Annotated in this window: 14 protein-coding genes; 7 read left to right on the forward strand and 7 right to left on the reverse strand. The window is 65.5% G+C overall.

All coding sequences use genetic code 11. From position 1 onward, the window contains the following. The first annotated feature begins 88 nt into the window (after positions 1-88). Positions 89-1,915: a glutamine--fructose-6-phosphate transaminase (isomerizing) gene (gene glmS, locus AC1DYU_RS23640; protein ID WP_476793771.1), complete on the forward strand. Its 1,827-nt coding sequence runs from the start codon at positions 89-91 to the stop codon at positions 1,913-1,915. Between the two features lie 47 nt (positions 1,916-1,962). Here the strand turns inward: glmS and AC1DYU_RS23645 are convergent, their stop codons facing one another. Next, positions 1,963-2,340 carry a YbaN family protein gene (locus AC1DYU_RS23645; RefSeq protein ID WP_476793772.1) on the reverse strand — a complete coding sequence of 126 codons (378 nt, stop codon included), beginning with the start codon at positions 2,338-2,340 and terminating at the stop codon, positions 1,963-1,965. Positions 2,341-2,526: 186 nt separating this feature from the next. Here AC1DYU_RS23645 and AC1DYU_RS23650 point away from each other — a divergent pair, with 186 nt between their 5' ends. Then, positions 2,527-3,237, forward strand: a complete 711-nt coding sequence (locus AC1DYU_RS23650) for a DUF502 domain-containing protein (protein WP_158486811.1) — start codon at positions 2,527-2,529, stop codon at positions 3,235-3,237. On the opposite strand, the gene AC1DYU_RS23655 is transcribed toward AC1DYU_RS23650, so the two are convergent. Next, complete coding sequence (locus AC1DYU_RS23655; protein WP_476793773.1) at positions 3,238-4,071, reverse strand: AraC family transcriptional regulator; 834 nt, start codon at positions 4,069-4,071, stop codon at positions 3,238-3,240. It lies immediately after the preceding gene. Positions 4,072-4,171: 100 nt separating this feature from the next. Next, positions 4,172-6,274 (reverse strand): ATP-dependent DNA helicase RecG, encoded by a 2,103-nt coding sequence (recG, locus tag AC1DYU_RS23660; RefSeq protein WP_476793774.1) that lies wholly within the window; start codon positions 6,272-6,274, stop codon positions 4,172-4,174. A gap of 174 nt (positions 6,275-6,448) precedes the next feature. Here recG and AC1DYU_RS23665 point away from each other — a divergent pair, with 174 nt between their 5' ends. After that, entirely contained in the window at positions 6,449-6,745 is a 297-nt protein-coding gene (locus AC1DYU_RS23665; protein ID WP_158486814.1) for an FAD assembly factor SdhE, read from the forward strand. Positions 6,746-6,922: 177 nt separating this feature from the next. Next, complete coding sequence (mfd, locus tag AC1DYU_RS23670) at positions 6,923-10,471, forward strand: transcription-repair coupling factor (RefSeq protein ID WP_476793775.1); 3,549 nt, start codon at positions 6,923-6,925, stop codon at positions 10,469-10,471. 63 nt (positions 10,472-10,534) lie between these two features. Here the strand turns inward: mfd and AC1DYU_RS23675 are convergent, their stop codons facing one another. Both AC1DYU_RS23675 and AC1DYU_RS23680 read right to left on the reverse strand, forming a co-directional pair. Continuing rightward, a complete protein-coding gene (locus AC1DYU_RS23675; RefSeq protein ID WP_476793776.1) occupies positions 10,535-11,551 on the reverse strand; it encodes an AMP-binding protein in 1,017 nt (338 codons plus the stop codon). Between the two features lie 12 nt (positions 11,552-11,563). Next, the gene (locus tag AC1DYU_RS23680) at positions 11,564-13,369 is read right to left on the reverse strand and encodes an extracellular solute-binding protein (protein WP_476793777.1); all 1,806 of its coding nucleotides are present in this window, start codon (positions 13,367-13,369) and stop codon (positions 11,564-11,566) included. Here AC1DYU_RS23680 and AC1DYU_RS23685 point away from each other — a divergent pair. The 3 genes from AC1DYU_RS23685 (at position 13,368) to AC1DYU_RS23695 (ending at position 15,494) form a co-directional block, all read left to right on the forward strand. Then, a complete protein-coding gene (locus AC1DYU_RS23685) occupies positions 13,368-13,655 on the forward strand; it encodes a hypothetical protein (RefSeq protein WP_476793778.1) in 288 nt (95 codons plus the stop codon). The genes AC1DYU_RS23680 and AC1DYU_RS23685 overlap by 2 nt on opposite strands. A 14-nt stretch (positions 13,656-13,669) precedes the next feature. After that, the gene (locus AC1DYU_RS23690) at positions 13,670-14,467 is read left to right on the forward strand and encodes an invasion associated locus B family protein (protein WP_158486817.1); all 798 of its coding nucleotides are present in this window, start codon (positions 13,670-13,672) and stop codon (positions 14,465-14,467) included. 229 nt (positions 14,468-14,696) lie between these two features. Beyond that, a complete protein-coding gene (locus tag AC1DYU_RS23695) occupies positions 14,697-15,494 on the forward strand; it encodes a hypothetical protein (RefSeq protein ID WP_476793779.1) in 798 nt (265 codons plus the stop codon). A 1-nt stretch (position 15,495) separates the two neighbouring features. Here the strand turns inward: AC1DYU_RS23695 and hspQ are convergent, their stop codons facing one another. Continuing rightward, positions 15,496-15,825, reverse strand: a complete 330-nt coding sequence (hspQ, locus tag AC1DYU_RS23700; protein ID WP_054210639.1) for a heat shock protein HspQ — start codon at positions 15,823-15,825, stop codon at positions 15,496-15,498. 119 nt (positions 15,826-15,944) lie between these two features. After that, a complete protein-coding gene (locus tag AC1DYU_RS23705; protein ID WP_476793780.1) occupies positions 15,945-16,994 on the reverse strand; it encodes an HpcH/HpaI aldolase/citrate lyase family protein in 1,050 nt (349 codons plus the stop codon). Positions 16,995-17,089: the final 95 nt, after the last annotated feature.

A 17,089-nucleotide genomic window follows, 5' to 3' on the forward strand; every position in this document is an offset into this window, starting at 1 on the left:
TTCATAGTTCGACATTTAGATTGATTTTGCTTGGGCTGGCCGGGCCGCTATGCGGACACTCAACGGCAACGTCTGAAGAGGTTTTGGCATGTGCGGCATCGTCGGGATTCTGGGCAAGGAAGCGGTCGCGACGCAGGTCGTCGAGGCGCTGCGGCGGCTCGAATATCGCGGCTATGATTCGGCCGGCGTCGCCACGCTCGAACATGGCCTGCTCACCCGCCGCCGCGCCGAAGGCAAGCTCAGGAACCTCGAGGTCCGCCTCTCCAACGAACCGCTCGAAGGGCTGATCGGCATCGGCCACACCCGCTGGGCGACGCATGGCAAGCCCAACGAGACAAACGCCCACCCGCACGCCACCGCCAAGCTCGCCGTCGTCCATAACGGCATCATCGAGAATTTCCGCGAGCTGCGGGCCGAACTCCAGGCCGACGGCTATGTCTTCGAGACCGAGACCGACACGGAAATCGTCGCCCATCTCGTCACCCGCGAACTCGACCATGGCAAGACGCCCGTCGAGGCAGTGGCTGCAAGCCTGCCGCGGCTGCGCGGGGCGTTCGCACTCGCCTTCCTGTTCGAGGGGCAGGAAGACCTGCTGATTGGCGCCCGCAAGGGCTCGCCGCTGGCCGTCGGCGTCGGCGATGGCGAGATGTATCTCGGCTCGGATGCGCTGGCGCTCGCCCCCTTCACCAATCTCATCGCTTATCTCGATGAGGGCGACTGGGTCGTCCTCAATCGCAAGGGCGCGACCTTCTACGACAAGACCAACGCCGTCGTGGAGCGGCGGGCCCAGCGCGTCGCAGCCGGCGCCTTCCTGGTCGAAAAGGGCAATCACCGCCACTTCATGGCGAAGGAAATCTACGAGCAGCCTGAGGTCGTCGGCCATACGCTGACGCAGTATCTCGACATGGCCGCCGGCAGCGTGCGCCTGCCATTCAAGGGCACGATCGACTGGAAGTCGCTGTCGCGTCTGTCGGTCTCGGCCTGCGGCACGGCCTATTATGCCGGGCTGACGGCGAAATACTGGTTCGAGAAGCTCGCCCGCCTGCCGGTCGAGATCGATGTCGCCTCCGAGTTCCGCTATCGTGAGGCGCCGATGCCGGAGAACGGGCTGGCGCTCTTCGTGTCGCAATCCGGCGAGACCGCCGACACCCTGGCCTGCCTGCGCTATGCCAAGCAGGAGAAGCAGACCGTGCTCTCCGTCGTCAACGTGCCGACCTCGACGATCGCCCGCGAGAGCGACGCCGTCGCGCCGACGCTGGCCGGTCCCGAGATCGGCGTCGCCTCGACCAAGGCCTTCACCTGCCAGCTCACCGCGCTCGCCTGCCTCGCACTCGCGGCAGGCCGCGCCCGCGGCACGCTGTCGGCTGAAGAAGAGGCCCGCCATGTCCAGAGCCTGATCGCGCTGCCGGGGCTGATCGCCAGGGCGCTCGAACTGGAGCCCGCGATCGAAAAGCTCGCCCGCGAACTCTCCAAGGCGCGCGACGTGCTCTATCTCGGTCGTGGCACGAGCTTCCCGCTGGCGCTGGAAGGCGCGCTGAAACTGAAGGAAATCAGCTATATCCACGCCGAAGGCTATCCGGCGGGCGAGCTCAAGCACGGCCCGATCGCGCTGATCGACGAAGCGATGCCCGTCATCGTCGTCGCGCCGCATGACGCGCTGTTCGAGAAGACCGCCTCCAATATGCAGGAGGTCGCGGCACGCGGCGGACGGATCATCCTGATCACCGACGCGAAGGGCGCGGCCGAATGCGGCATCGTGCCGGAGACGACGATCATCATGCCGGACATGGATCCGACCTTCGCTCCGATCGTCTATGCGCTACCGATCCAGATGATCGCCTACCAGACGGCGGTTTTCATGGGCAAGGATGTCGACCAGCCGCGCAATCTGGCCAAATCTGTAACCGTGGAATAAGTCCGTCACGGTAGAGTGAGCGCCAAGGCGCTCGCTCTCACCCAGGATCACCCCTCCGGCCGGCTCGCGACATAGGTTCCCGCTGCGAGCAGACACGCGCCGCTGACCCACAATGCGATCGGCGGTGCGCTGGTCCAGGTCAGGATGGCGAAACTCAGCAGCATCGAGCCGCAGGCGATGTACTTGACCTTGCGGGCAATCGACCCCGTCTGGCGCCAGCGCAGCACCTGCGGCCCCAGCCTCGGGTGACCGAGCAGCCACGCCTCGAATCGCGGCGACGATTGCGAGAAGCACCACGCCGCCACGATCAGGAAGATCGTCCCCGGCATCAGCGGGAGGATCAGCCCGATCACGCCGAGGGTGGTGAAGATCCAGCCGGCCGCGAAGAGCAAGGGGCGTTGGAACGGTCGAATGCGGCGCGTCATGGCCTCAATTGCCCTGCCGATTCATGTTCACCTTCGCCCCTGCGGAAACGAAAGCATCATGTCCGTGGCCGCGGCAAGCTGGAGACGGTCGCGCCATCCTTGAAATCTACCGAAGCGACTGGCACGTCTGTCGCATCATACTCGTCAAAACCGCTTGCGCGCGGACAGCCGTATCGGACCCCGTGAATGACGCCGAGCCCACCGGATCCACGCCTCGTCATTCAGTCGGACCTGTTGCGCCCGACATTCGGCACAAGGCTGCGGCGCTATTTCCTCACCGGGCTGGTGATCGCCGCGCCGCTGGCGATCACCGCCTCGGTGACCTGGTGGTTCGTCAATTTCGTCGACGGTCTGGTCAAGCCGCTGATTCCCTCGGCCTATTGGCCCGACGCCTATCTGCCCTATCCGATCCCCGGATTCGGCCTCGTCATCGGCCTGATCGGGTTGACGCTGCTCGGCTTCATGACGGCCAATCTCGTCGGCCGCACGCTGATCGATGCCGGCGAGGCGATCCTCAATCGCATGCCGGTGGTGCGCGGCCTCTACAAGGGTGTGAAGCAGGTCTTCGAGACGATCTTCTCGCAATCGGGCACGTCGTTCCGCAAGGTCGGCATGGTGCAGTTCCCGCAGCCCGGCATGTGGTCGATCGTCTTCATCGCCCAGGAAGCGGCCCCCGAGATCGCGGGAAAACTGCCGGACGGCGATGAGCAGATCGGCGTCTTCCTGCCCTGCACGCCGAACCCGACCACCGGCTTCTTCTTCTATCTGCCGCGTCGGGAGGTGGTCGAAGTGGCGGTCTCGGTCGAGGACGGAGCGAAGCTCGTCATGTCGGCCGGGTTGATCCAGCCCGGTGAGACGGCGCCGAAGCTGGGCACCGGCGCCGTCCCGGCGAAATGATCAATCCTTGAGAGGCAGCCAGATTTCCAGTACGCCCTGGCCGGTCGCTGCGTCGAAGCGCTGGTCCATGCGCTCCAGCGTCGGCCCTTCGCCGGGCTTGCGTCCCGATTTCGGCAGCCAGTCGCGCCAGATCGCTTCATAGGTCTGCTTGATCGCGGTGACATGGCCGCGATGCTCGAAGATCGCGTAGGTCTGAGCCGGAACGCGTGTCCGGGCGAAGTCCGACGGCAGGTTGTCGAAATCCGAAACCTCGACGCCGGCGATGTAGTCGAAATTGCCGTTGTCGTCGCAATTCAGGCTGACCCCATAGGTCGTATGGCCGATCTGCCCCGGTACATGGCCGATATGCGGCGCAAAATTCTGCCAGAGCGCCGGGATGCCGGCGACCTTATCGACCGAGAACGAACCACCGAGGCCGGCGACCAGCATCGGCTTGCCGTTCTCGATCCGCGGTTCGGGCAGCGTGATGGATGTGTTGGCTTGCATGGGAAGAGGCTCCAAAAGGCGAATGCTGGCGAGATCGCGACTCGCGCGCAGAGCCTCGGGCGTGAGCCCGAACTGCTCGCGGAAGGCGCGGGTGAAAGCTTCGTGCGAGCCATAGCCCCAGTTCAGCGCGACCGAGAGGATGTCGGGCGCACCGTTCGCCAGCTGCCTTGCCGCCTCGCTCAGCCGCCGCTCGCGCACATAGCGCATGACGGAGCGCCCGGTTGAGGCGGCGAAAGCGCGCGAGAGATGGAAGCGCGAGACACCGCTGACGCCCGCGATGTCCTCGAGGGAGAGCTCGGAGGCAAAGCGGCTTTCGATACACCAGATGGCTGACTTGACCGGGTCCATGATATCTCCGCGAAGCGAGCCGCAAACTGGGCGAAGCGCGGCGCTCCCGCTTGATCGGGATTGCTGCCTGTTCGCAAAGGTGGGGCGGCTGCGAGCGCGTTCACCCCGCCCGCAGCAGCCTGATCGCGACATCGCGCTCGAACAGATAGAGCAGTGTCCGGACTGCCTCGCCGCGTGGCGTCTCCAGTTGCGGGTCGCGCTCGATCAGGAGGCGGGCATCGTCGCGCGCCGCCGCCAGAAGGTCGCCGTCGGTTTCCGGCCGGGCGATGCGCCAGTCGGGCGAACCGGATTGTTTCGTGCCCAGAACCTCGCCTTCGCCGCGCAGCCGCAGATCCTCCTCGGCAATGCGGAAGCCGTCCTCGGTTTCGCGCATGATCGTCAGCCGCGCCTCGGCCACGGGGCCGAGCGGCCCCTTGTAAAGCAGGAGACAGGTCGATGCCGCCGAGCCGCGCCCGATGCGGCCGCGCAACTGGTGGAGCTGCGCCAGCCCGAAGCGCTCGGCATGCTCGATCACCATGACGCTGGCATTGGGCACGTCGACGCCGACCTCGATCACCGTCGTCGAAATCAGGATGCGGGTTTCGCCGGCGATAAAAGCGGCCATCGCCGCGTCCTTGTCGCGTCCGGGCATCTGACCGTGCAAGAGCCCAACCTTGTGACCGAAGAGCTCTCGCAAGGCCTCGTAACGCTCCTGCGCGGCAGCGACGTCGAGCGTGTCGGATTCCTGCACCAGCGGGCAGACCCAATAGACCTGCGCGCCGGCCTCGATGGCACGGCCGATGCCGCCGACGACCTCGTCATAGCGGTCGAGCGAGAGGGCCTTGGTCGCGATCGGCTTGCGGCCCGCCGGCTTCTCGGCCAGCACCGAGATGTCCATGTCGCCGAACCAGGTCAGCGACAGCGTGCGCGGGATCGGCGTCGCCGTCATCACCAGGATGTCGACCGCCTCGCCCTTGGAGCCGAGCAGCAAGCGCTGATGCACGCCGAAGCGGTGCTGCTCGTCGACGATGGCGAGCGCGAGATCGCGGAAGGTGACGCCCTCCTGGAACAGCGCATGGGTGCCCACGGCAATAGCGATCTCGCCAGTCGCGAGGCCCTCCAGCACCCGTGCCCGGCCCGGACCCTTCTCGCGGCCGGTCAGGAGCGCGAGCTTGAGCCCCGCCTTCTGGGCGAGCGGCGCCAGCCTTTCGGCATGCTGGCGCGCCAGGATCTCGGTCGGGGCCATCAGCACGGATTGCCGCCCGGCCTCGGCCGCGGCAGCCATCGCCATCAGCGCGACGACCGTCTTGCCGGAGCCGACATCGCCCTGAAGCAGCCGCAGCATGCGCTCGGGCTTCTCCATGTCGTCATGGATATCGACCAGCGCCTGGCGCTGGCCGTCGGTCAGGGTGAAGGGCAGGGCGCTCTCGATCGCATGGCGCAGCCGCCCGTCGCCGGCGGTGGCGCGGCCGGCGCTCTTCTTCTGCTGCCGGCGCACCAAAGCGAGCGCGATCTGGCTCGCCAGCAACTCGTCATAGGCGACGCGGCGGCGTGCGATTGTGTCGCCCTCGACCGCCCTGAGATCGGGCGGATGGTGCAGCGCCTGCATCGCCTCCACGAAGGACGCGAAACCGCTCTTGGCCAGGAAGGCCGGATCCTGCCACTCAGCGAGATCGGGGCATTTCTCGGCCGCCGCGGCAGCGATCCGCGCCATCACGCGCGGCCCGACGCCCTCCGTCAGTCCATAAACCGGCTCGATCGACGGCAGCGTCGCGGCGAGCTTGGGGTCGAGCAGCCGGTCGGGATGCACCATCTGGCGCATGCCGTCCCAGAGTTCGAGCTTGCCCGAAATGATGCGGTAGGCGCCGATCGGCATGGTCTGCAGGAGATGGCGGACATCGGCATGGAAGAAGACCAGCGTGACGTCGCCGGTCTCATCCTCGACGATGATGCGATACGGCGCCTTGGCCTTGGTCTCCGGCGGGGCGCGATGCTCGGTCACGCGGGCGGAGAAGGTCGCGATCCCGCCAATGGGTGCATCGATGATCGAGGCGCTGGGCCGCCGGTCGATCGCACCGGTCGGCAGGCGAAACAGCAGGTCGATGACGCGGCCGCCCCGGGTCTCGTCGCCCAGCAGCTTGTCGAGCGCCTTGGCCGTCTTGGGGCCGACGCCGGGCAGCGTGGTCGCGGGAGCAAAGAGCGGATCGAGCAGGGACGGGCGCAAGCGGCTTCTCGGCACGGGATTGTCAGGAGTGCGAAATCTCGGGGCTCAGGCCCGCTGACTTCGCGCTGTGTCAACGCTATATAGCCCGCGACGGCAGGCTCCGCGACGGGGCCGGCCCGATTGTCATTGCACCATCCCGTGGTTTCCCTTCCTCCGAGGCGTCCAGAGGTTCCCATGAGTGGCTCGACCCGCACCAGTGCCGATCTCGACCCGCGCCGGCGCAAGATCCTGTTCCGCGCCTGGCATCGCGGCATGCGCGAGAACGATCTGATCATGGGCGGCTTCGCCGATGCGCATATCGCTGATCTCGACGAGACCGAACTCGACGAGTTCGAACGCCTGATCGAGGTGCTCGACCGCGACCTGTTGAGCTGGATGACCGGCGAGGCTGATGTGCCGGAGAACTACGACACGCCGCTGTTCCGCCGGCTCAAGGCGTTCCACCACCACGACAAGCCGATTCATGTCTGAGCCGCAGATAACATCCGCGCCGTCATCCCGGACAAGCGGCGAAGCCGCGCCGATCCGGGATCCATTCCCGAACCTTTCCGATAGGCGTTCCGGAATGGATCCCGGGTCTCCGCTTCGCTGCGCCCGGGATGACACGGTTGGTACTTGTGAAGTCTACAGATTGAAGTCGTCGACCATATGAGCATTCCGCCTCCCGCCCAGATCGCCAAGCTGCAGATCGACCGCATCCTCGATGCGCTGAATCGCGGCGACAAGCCGACGCTTGCCAGCGTGCCCGATGGTTTCGACGCGGTCGTCCTCGCCGACCTGACCCGTGCCCGGGCGAAGAAGGCGGACGGCGCGGCGATGCTCGTCTTCGTCGCGCGCGACGGCCAGCGCCTGCAGGTGCTGGAAAACGCGCTCCAGTTCGTGGCGCCCGATCTCGAGGTGATGTCCTTCCCGGCCTGGGACTGCCAGCCCTATGACCGCGTCTCGCCGGCGCCCTCGATCGTCGCCCACCGCATGACGACGCTGTCGCGTCTCGCCAAGACCAAATCCGGCGACAAGCCGCGCCTGCTGCTGACCACCGTCAACGCCGCGCTCCAGCGCGTCCCGGCCTTCTCCAAGGTCGCCTCGGAGAGCTTTTCGGCCGCGCCCGGCAACATGGTCGACACCGACCAGCTGGCGCGCTGGCTCGACATGAACGGCTACCTGCGCACCTCGACCGTGCGGGAGACCGGCGAGTTCGCCGTGCGCGGCGGCATCATCGACCTCTATCCGCCGGGGATGCCGGCGCCGATCCGTCTCGATTTCTTCGGCGACACGCTCGAATCGATCCGCACCTTCGATCCGGAGACGCAGCGCACCACCGGGCAGATGCGGGGCCTTGACCTCGTGCCGATGTCCGAGGCGCAGATGACCAGCGAGAGCATCAAGCGTTTTCGCCAGAGCTACATCACCAGCTTCGGCACACCGGGCCGCGACGACACGCTCTACGAGGCTGTCAGCGAAGGCCGCAGGCCGGCCGGGCTCGAACACTGGCTGCCGCTGCTGGCGGACAGGCTCGACACGCTCTTCACCTATCTGCCGGACGTGCCGCTGGTCCTCGACCATCAGGCCGAGGATGCCGTCGGCGAACGCATCAGCCTGATCAAGGATTATTACGACGCCCGCAAGGCGGCGATGGAGCAGCCCAGCGCCGGCGGCGCGCCCTACAAGCCGCTCAAGCCCGATGCGCTTTATCTCTCGCCGGCCGACTGGCGCGCCGTCATCGACCAGTCCGGCGTCGCCGCGCTGACGCCGTTCCAGCTGCCCGACAGCGACGGCAAGCTGATCGTTGATCTCGGCGCCCGCCAGGGCCGCAGCTTCGCTGCCGAGCGCGCCGACAATGCCGGCAGCGTCTTCGACGCGGCAGTGGCCCATGTGAAGGCGCTGGAGAAGGACGGCCGCCGCGTCATTCTCTCCGCCTGGTCGGAAGGCTCGCGCGAACGGCTCGCCCATGTCCTGGCCGATCATGGCCTGAAGACCGTCCAGATGACGGGCTCGCTGCGCGCCGCATTCGATCTCAAGCCCGGCACGACGGCGCTGGCGGTCTGGGGCTTCGAGACCGGCTTCGAGGCCGGCAAGCTCGCCGTCATCGGCGAGCAGGACATCCTCGGCGACCGGCTGGTGCGGCCGCGCAAGAAATCGCGTCGCCCGCAGGATTTTATCGCGGAGCTGTCGTCGCTTTCGCCTGGCGATCTCGTCGTCCATGTCGATCACGGCATCGGCCGTTTCATCGGCCTGCGCTCGATCACGGCGGTCGGGGCACCGCATGACTGCCTGGAAATCCACTATGCGGCGGATTCGAAGCTCTTCCTGCCGGTCGAGAACATTGAACTGCTGTCGCGCTACGGCTCGGAGGACACCGACGTTCCGCTCGACCGGCTCGGCGGTGGTGGCTGGCAGGCGCGCAAGGCCAAGCTGAAGCAGCGCATCCGCGAGATGGCGGGCAAGCTGATCGCGATCGCCGCAGCCCGCGCCCTGAAGGAAGCGCCGCGTCTGATCCCGCAGGACGGGCTCTATGACGAGTTCTGCGCGCGCTTCCCCTTCGAGGAGACGGAAGATCAGCAGGCGACGATCGACGCCGTGCTCGACGACATGGCTGCCGGCCGGCCGATGGACCGGCTTGTCTGCGGCGATGTCGGCTTCGGCAAGACCGAGGTGGCGCTGCGCGCCGCCTTTGCCTGCGCCCTCAACGGCAAGCAGGTCGCGGTCGTGGTGCCGACCACGCTGCTGGCGCGCCAGCACTACCGCAACTTCGCCGAGCGCTTCAAAGGCCTTCCGGTGAATGTCGGCCAGGCCTCGCGCTTCGTCGGCGCGCAGGATCTCAAGGCGGTAAAGGCGGGCGTCAAGGACGGCACGATGGACATCGTCGTCGGCACCCATGCGCTGCTCGGCAAGGCGATCGAGTTCAAGGATCTCGGCCTCGTCATCGTCGACGAGGAGCAGCATTTCGGCGTCAACCACAAGGAACGGCTGAAGGAGTTCCGCGCCGAGGTCCATATGCTGACGCTGACGGCGACGCCGATCCCGCGCACGCTGCAACTCGCCATGACTGGCGTCCGCGAGCTCTCGATCATCGCGACGCCGCCGGTTGATCGCCTGGCGGTGCGGACCTTCGTCACGCCCTTCGATCCACTGATCGTGCGCGAGGCGCTGCTGCGCGAGCGCTACAGGGGCGGGCGCAGCTTCTATGTCGTGCCGCGCATCGAGGACATCGCCGAGGTCAAGGACTTCCTCGACAAGCAGGTGCCCGAGGCCAAGGTCGGCATCGCGCATGGCCAGATGGCGGCGGGACAGCTCGAGGACGTGATGACCGCCTTCTACGAGGGCCAGTACGATGTCCTGCTCTCGACGACGATCGTCGAATCCGGCCTCGACATTCCCAACGCCAACACGCTGATCGTGCATCGCGCCGACATGTTCGGCCTGGCCCAGCTCTACCAGCTCCGGGGCCGCGTCGGCCGCTCGAAGGTCCGCGCCTATGCGCTCTTCACCGTGTCGGCCAAGCGCAAGATGACGGACCAGGCCGAGCGCCGGCTCAAGGTTCTGCAATCGCTCGACACACTGGGCGCCGGCTTCCAGCTCGCCAGCCACGATCTCGACATTCGAGGCGCCGGCAACCTACTCGGCGACGAGCAGTCCGGCCATATCAAGGAGGTCGGCTACGAGCTCTACCAGCAGATGTTGGAGGAGGCCGTCGCGGCCTTGAAGTCGGGCGTCGATTTCGAGACCGACGCGCAATGGTCGCCGACGATCCAGATCGGCGCGCCGGTGATGATCCCCGAGCATTACGTCACCGACCTGACGCTGCGGCTCACCCTCTACAAGCGCCTCTCGACGCTGGACGACGACGGCGACATCCAGTCCTTCGGCGCCGAGCTGGTCGACCGCTTCGGGCCGCTGCCGGAAGAGGTCCAGCAGCTTCTGGAAATCGTCGCCATCAAGGCGCTGTGCAAGCGCGCCAATGTCGAGAAGGTCGAGGCGGGCCCCAAGGGCATTATCGTCGCTTTCCGCGACAACGAGTTCGCCAACCCCGAAGGGCTCGTCTCCTACGTGGCGAAGATCGGCACGCTGGCCAAGGTCCGCCCCGACATGCGCGTCGTCTTCATCGACGACTACGACACGGCGGAAGCCCGCCTCAAGGGCACGCGCCGCCTGCTGACCGATCTGGCCCGGATCGCCGAGCGCAAGAAGGCCGCGTGATCATCTTTCAGCCCTCATCCTGAGGAGCCGCGAAGCGGCGTCTCAGGATGAGGGCTGAGGGGATTACCGCCGGCTCACCGTGATCTCGGCCGCGCTCGTCACATCGACATCCACGATCGCGAGGTCGGAGCGGCCTAGCGCCGGCAAGGCGCGGCTTGCGGCCGGACGGTGGATGAAGACGAGGCTCGCCAGCGCCGGGTGGCTCGCCAGCCGCGAATGCGCCAGGGCCGGCTCCATCGCGCCGGGAAGGACGAGATGGACGTTGCGGCCGCCCTCGATGCAGGCCTGCAGGTCACCGAGGCTGAACAGGCCGAGCGGCAGCAGTTCGACGCCGGTCAGCATCGCCATGGCGGGGCCGCTCGCCAGCGCGGCGAGATCGCCGCCGACCAGCGTCGTGACGATCCGCGACGAGGCCATTGGCTTCAGCAGCCGCGAGATGTCGAGCGCCTTGCCGAGCACCTCGCGCTCGGAAATGGCAAACGGCCCGGCGAGCGTCACCGCATCGGCGACCTGAAGCGCCATCCGCTGCGTCACCTCCGGCAGCGGGTGCAGCGTCGCGCTCGCCATCAGCGTGTCGAGCGGCGCGATGCCGTCGGGAACCTGGGCGCCAAAGCCGCCGACGAAGCGGGTCCCGAAGGCCCTGACCGCCAATTCGCGCAGCATCAGCAGCGGCCGCATCGTGCCGATGCGGCTGACACCGATCGCCATCACCGCCTCCGAGGCCTCGATCAGCCGCAGCAGTTCGAGCTCGTTGCCATGCAGCGGCAGCAGCATCGGCGAGAGTCCGGCCCGCAGGGAGGCCAGCACCGAGATGATCGCCTCCGGCCCCATCGGTGCCAGGATCGCGACGCGCGCGCCGGGCTGCGCCCGGTTGATCGCCAGCAGCCGGGCGAGTTGGTCGACCTTGATCTCGAGCTGGCCGAAGCTCAGCGAGCTCGGGACCGCATCGCTCCAGCCCTGCCGCCCTGGCGGGTCGCGCAGCGCCGCCTCATAGCCACGGCCGGCCGTCAGCGCCTTCAGCAGCGTATCGAAACTCAGGCCATCGAGCAGGGCGGCGGCTTCGTCCTGGTCGGCCCGCATCGAGACGCTCTTTCAGTTCGCCGGCGCAGGCGCCGCCGGAAGGCGCGCCAGAGCTTCGGTGGAGAGGAAATAGGCGGGTTTGCGTGCCGGCAGGACGATGTCGCGGCCATGCGCCAGCCAGGTGTCCGGCAGATAGTAGAGCGGCACGACATAGAAGCCCGACAACAGCAGCCGGTCGAGTGTGCGCGCCGCGGCGACGAAATCCTCGCGTTCGCGCGCGCCCAGCAGGGCCGCAAGCGTCGCGTCGACAGCGGGCGAGGCCACGCCGGCATAGTTCAGCGCGCCGTTGCGCTGCGCGTTCGCCGAACCCCAGCGCCCGATCTGCTCGTTGCCCGGCGAGGCGGAAGCCGGCCAGGTCCACTGGATCATGTCGAAATCGAAGGCCGAGAGCCGCCGCCAGTACTGCACGTCGTCGATCAGCCTGACCGTGACGGTGATGCCGAGCCGGCCGAGCGACTGGGCATAGTTCAGCGCCAGCCTTTCCTGCGGCCGGTTGGTGACGGTGATCTCGAAGGCCAGCGGGTCGCCACCCTTCATGCTGCGCAGCACCCCGTCGACCATGCCGAAACCGGCTTTGTTGAGCAGGTCGAGCGCCCGGCGCGCCTGCTCGCGATCGCGCCCTGAACCGTCCGTCGCCGAAGGCGACCAGGTGCCGGAGAGGATGTCGTCGCGCACCGCGCCGGGGAAGGCTGCGAGCAGCGCCTTCTCGCGCGCATCGGCGGCTACGCCCAGCGCCGACAGCTCCGAATCGGAGAAGAAACTGCCGGCCCGGCGATAGACGCCATGGAACAGGTTGCGGTTGACCCATTCGAAATCGAACAGGATGCCGAGCGCCTCGCGCACCCGCACATCGGCGAAGAACGGCCGGCGCGTGTTGAAGACGAGGCCAGTCATGCCCTTGGGCGCGTCGAAATGCAGCGTCTCGCGCAGGATGCGGCCATCGCGCACGGCCGGCACGTCATAGCCGGTCATCCAGCGCGTCGGGTCGGGCTCGATGCGGACATCGTAGAGTCCGGCCTTGAAGGCCTCGAACAGAGCGTTGGCGTCGCGGTAGAAATCGTAGCGGATCTCGTCGGCATTGAAGAGCCCGCGCGTCAGCGGGTGGTCCTCGGCCCAGAAACCCTTGCGGCGCTTGAGCGTGATGGTCGCGCCCGGCACGATGTCGGACACGACATAGGGGCCTGAGCCCAACGCCGCCTTGAAGCTGGTCTCGCCGAAGGTCTCGGCATTGGTGGCATGTTTGGCGAAGATCGGCATCGCCCCGATCACCAGCGGCAATTCGCGGTTGGAGCCGTCGCCCAGTTCGAATTCGACGCGGCGCGGGGAGGGCGCCTGCGCCTTCGTCACCCGCCCCAGGCTGGAGCGGTGGAATGGCTTGCCCTTGGTCTTCAGCATCTCGAAGGTGAACAGCACGTCCTGCGCCGTCACCGGCTTGCCGTCGGAGAACCTGGCGCGTTCGTCGATCTCGAAGGCCAGCTTCGTGCGCTCCTCGTTGAGCTCGACGCGCGATGCCAGGAGCCCATAGGCGGTGAAGGGCTCGTCGGCCGAGCGCAGCAGCAGGCTCTGCTGGACATAGCGCGGCACGGCATCGGGCGCGACGCCGAGCACGACCAGCGGGTTCAGGCTGTCGAATGTGCCCTGTTGCCCGAAGACGATGCGCCCGCCCTTGGGGGCTTTCGGGTCGGCATAGGGCAGATGCGTGAAGCCACGCGGCAGCGCCGGCTCGCCATGCATCGCAATAGCGTGGTCGACAGGCGGACTGGGCTTCGGCGATTCGGCATGCGAAGGCACGCCCATCCCGAGGAGGAGCGCCAGCATGGCGAAGATCTGTCTGGCCGGCCTGCGTGAAACAGACCCGGCTCCTTGCAGCACATCCATCGTTCAACCTGATTCCCGGCGCGAGAATAACACGCTGGCGCTGCTGTCACGCAGCTATTCGGGCTGGAATCCCGTAACGGAACTCGCTAAAGCCGAGCCAAGGTGTCATTCAAACGCCTCAATCGCCCCTGATGTGCACGGCTTGCGATGGCCGGCGCGGATATGCGATGGGGCTGTCGGTGGTGACGCGCGCGGCTTGCGAAGTCGTGATCCCGAATTCGCCTGATAAGGAAAGACATGATGTCCGCTTCGTTTCGCCTGTCCACGCGCGCCCTGAGCATCGCTCTCAGCACGGCGATCGGCCTTGCCCCGCTGGCGGCTTCCGCCCAGCAGGCCCAGCCGCGCCCCGCAACGCCGCGCCCGGCCCAGCCAGCGCCCGCGCAGCCGGCCCAGCCTCCTGCCGGTCAGGCCGGCACCGGCCCGACGGTCGTGCAGGTCAAGCCCGAGCCGTCGCAGACGACCTGGACCAAGGTCTGCGGCAAGGACCAGGCCGCCAACAAGGAAATCTGCTACACGACGCGCGATTTTGTCTCGGATCAGGGTCAGCCGGTGCTGGCGGTAGCGATCTATGACGTCAAGGGCGACCCCAACAAGATCGTGCGCTTCCTGATGCCGCTCGGCCTCTTGCTGCAGCCCGGCATCCGCTTCGGCGTCGATACCGCCCAGCCGACTCCCGGCCGTTACGCGATCTGCTTCCCGAACGGCTGCTTCGCCGAGGCGCAGGTCAAGGACGACTTCATCAACGCGATGAAGAAGGGCACGACGCTCAGCGTCAGCGTCCAGAACCAGGGTGCCCGCGAAGTCTCCTTCGCCATTCCGCTGACCGACTTCGCCAAGGGCTTCGACGGCGCCGCGATTGACCCGAAGGTGCTCGAGGAGCAGCAGAAGCAGCTGCAGGACGAGCTCGCAAAGCGCCAGGAAGAACTGCGCCAGCGCCTCGGCGCGGGTGGAGCCAATGCAGCCCCGGGCACGCCGAGCATTCCCGGCGCGCCGACGGCTCCCGCTCCGGGTACGCCGGCCCTGCCGCCCAGGCCCTGATCCGGCCATCGGTTCAAAATTCAGGCCGCCCGAAAGGGCGGCCTTTTTTGTTTCAGATCATGCCGAAGCGGGAAATGTCGTTGCGGCAGCGCTCCGGGGCCTGATTTACGCCGGCTGGGACACTGGCAAATTCGGCTGGAAGGGCGCGAGGCTGTAGTGAATGACACGCAGGCCAATTGTGTCGCGTGACGCTTGTCTTATGATATCCAAATTGTTTTGGAGCAGGACAATGGCAGTTCCACCAAGGGATAAGAATTTTTCGAGAGCAGGAGCCGCTTCGGCGACTGCGTCTCGTTTGCACCATGCAAGATTTGATTGGTGCAGAAAAGGCTCTCAAAAAAATCCTCTCGAAATTGCTATGATTTCGCCTGACCAAACCGACGGCGGAGCAGTTCCTGGTGACCATTTATTTGCTGGAGCCGGCTGGTCTGGAAAATTCTCGCAGCGGCCCCTCAACGATTTTGATCTCGCATCTAAAATTCATGACACGCATTATCATTGCAATGATCTGACGTTTTTTGGAGTAGGGCCTTTATTTCGCGAGCTATTGTTGCATGGAAAGAAATATGATATGTATTCTATACTCGAATACCGTCGAGATAATAAAGACTTTCCTATATTCAACTCAGATGCTCTTTACAGGAGTTTAGAAGAAAATTGTAGGCCGAATTGTAATAGGCGTCAAACTATATCTCGGGTAGCAAAGTCAGACTATATTTTTCGTATAATGAATGGCCACAAGTCCCCAAAAGCGAATTCAAACAAAATAATCGATACTATATCGAGAATAATATTCGTTCAAGATGCAAAAAAATTCTTCCTAAAAGAAGATGGATTTCGGCACTTTTTAACCGACAAGGCAATAAGTGATGCTTTCTCCAGCGCGATTTATAGAATGCTTCCAGTCGATTTCCGCGCAAAAGACAAAAACAAATTCCCCAACGACCTTGATCAGCCAGATTTTTATCCATGGTTTAGAGATTACTACGCTGGAATTCTTCCAGAAATAGAAAGCCTTTGCACGTAATTCAGTTCAGGCCGGCGCGGTCGATCTGGTAGCGGCCCTTGCGGTCGCGCCGGAAGAATTCCTTGGCTTGCGGATGACGCACCGGCCGGCCCGTCTCGTCGATCACCAGGTTCTGCTCCGAGACATAGGCGACATACTCCGTCTCCTCGTTCTCGGCGAAGAGATGGTAGAACGGCTGGTCTTTCGACGGGCGCAAATGCTCGGGGATCGCGAGCCACCACTCATCCGTGTTGGAGAACACGGGATCGACATCGAAGATCACGCCCCGGAACGGGTAGACCCGATGCTTGACGACCTGTCCGATCCTGAACTTGGCGGAACGTGCTTCCATGGGCGGTGGGTCCGTACTGTACTAGTCGCGATAGATGGCAGGCGAGGGTGAAGCCTCGCGCTTGCGTGAGAATTGCGTCGCAAATACGTCAAAATCAACCATTTAGACGCGAAGCGCGATCACATCCCGTAATGCGCGGCCAGTGCCGGATCGCGCCCGGCGACCTGCCGGGCCAGATCGACGATCACTTTCGCCTGCTTCCAGGTGGCGTCGTCCTGCATCTTGCCGTCGATCATCACGGCGCCGGAGCCGTCCGGCATCGCCTCGATGATGCGCTTGGCGAAGGCGACCTCGGCCGGGTCCGGGCTGAAGACGCGCTTGGCGATGCCGATCTGCGAAGGGTGCAGCGTCCAGGCCCCGGCGCAGCCGAGCAGGAAGGCATTGCGGAACTGCGACTCGCAGGCCTCGGTGTCCGAGAAATCGCCGAACGGCCCGTAGAACGGCTTGATGCCCGCCGCCGCGCAGGCATCGACCATCTTCGCCAGCGTGTAGTGCCAGAGATCCTGCTGGGCGACCGCGCGCGGAGCTCCATCTGGCGAGGGATCGGCGATCACCTTGTATTCGGGATGCCCGCCGCCGACTCGCGTCGTCTTCATCGCGCGGGAGGCCGCAAGGTCGGCCGGCCCCAGGCTCATGCCGTGCATGCGCGGAGAAGCGGTGGCGATCGTCTCGACATTCTTCACGCCCTCGGCCGTCTCCAGGATGGCGTGGATCATGATCGGTTTCGGGAGGAGGTGGCGCGCCTCGAACTGCGCCAGCAGCTGGTCGACATAATGGATGTCCCAGGGTCCCTCGACCTTCGGCACCATCACGACGTCGAGCTTGCCGCCGATCTGCGCCATGATTTCGGTGATGTCGTCGAGGAACCAGGGCGAGTTCAGCGCATTCACCCGCGTCCACAGTCCGGTCTCGCCGAAATCGACGGCCTTGCCCATGGCGATGAAGCCGTCGCGCGCCGCCTGCTTGGCCTCCACGGGGATCGCGTCCTCGAGATTCCCCAGCACGATATCGACCTGGCCGGCGAGCTCGCCAACCTTGGCGCGCACCTTCTCCAGATGCGGCGGCACGAAATGGATCATGCGTTCGAGCTTGAGCGGGAGCTCGCGATAGGGCTCCGGCGCGCCGATCGCGAGCGGACGGAAGAACTGGCGCGGCGTCTTGGTCGTCATGGGGCGCTCCATGCTGCATCGCGGCGAATGTGACGGAGCGGGCGGACGGCGTCCATCGTCCATTCGGAGGCAGAATGGGGCCAAGGACAGGATGC

The organism is Allobosea sp. P2_B12 (genome assembly GCF_056404835.1).

What these genes read in the sequence shown, in the direction of transcription:
- glmS (WP_476793771.1), top strand. Translation starts at nt 89, where the DNA reads ATGTGCGGCATCGTCGGGATTCTGGGCAAGGAAGCGGTCGCGACGCAG.
- AC1DYU_RS23645 (WP_476793772.1), bottom strand. Translation starts at nt 2,340, where the DNA reads ATGACGCGCCGCATTCGACCGTTCCAACGCCCCTTGCTCTTCGCGGCC.
- AC1DYU_RS23650 (WP_158486811.1), top strand. Translation starts at nt 2,527, where the DNA reads ATGACGCCGAGCCCACCGGATCCACGCCTCGTCATTCAGTCGGACCTG.
- AC1DYU_RS23655 (WP_476793773.1), bottom strand. Translation starts at nt 4,071, where the DNA reads ATGGACCCGGTCAAGTCAGCCATCTGGTGTATCGAAAGCCGCTTTGCC.
- AC1DYU_RS23665 (WP_158486814.1), top strand. Translation starts at nt 6,449, where the DNA reads ATGAGTGGCTCGACCCGCACCAGTGCCGATCTCGACCCGCGCCGGCGC.
- mfd (WP_476793775.1), top strand. Translation starts at nt 6,923, where the DNA reads ATGAGCATTCCGCCTCCCGCCCAGATCGCCAAGCTGCAGATCGACCGC.
- AC1DYU_RS23675 (WP_476793776.1), bottom strand. Translation starts at nt 11,551, where the DNA reads ATGCGGGCCGACCAGGACGAAGCCGCCGCCCTGCTCGATGGCCTGAGT.
- AC1DYU_RS23685 (WP_476793778.1), top strand. Translation starts at nt 13,368, where the DNA reads ATGGCGAAGATCTGTCTGGCCGGCCTGCGTGAAACAGACCCGGCTCCT.
- AC1DYU_RS23680 (WP_476793777.1), bottom strand. Translation starts at nt 13,369, where the DNA reads ATGCTGGCGCTCCTCCTCGGGATGGGCGTGCCTTCGCATGCCGAATCG.
- AC1DYU_RS23690 (WP_158486817.1), top strand. Translation starts at nt 13,670, where the DNA reads ATGTCCGCTTCGTTTCGCCTGTCCACGCGCGCCCTGAGCATCGCTCTC.
- AC1DYU_RS23695 (WP_476793779.1), top strand. Translation starts at nt 14,697, where the DNA reads ATGGCAGTTCCACCAAGGGATAAGAATTTTTCGAGAGCAGGAGCCGCT.
- hspQ (WP_054210639.1), bottom strand. Translation starts at nt 15,825, where the DNA reads ATGGAAGCACGTTCCGCCAAGTTCAGGATCGGACAGGTCGTCAAGCAT.
- AC1DYU_RS23705 (WP_476793780.1), bottom strand. Translation starts at nt 16,994, where the DNA reads ATGACGACCAAGACGCCGCGCCAGTTCTTCCGTCCGCTCGCGATCGGC.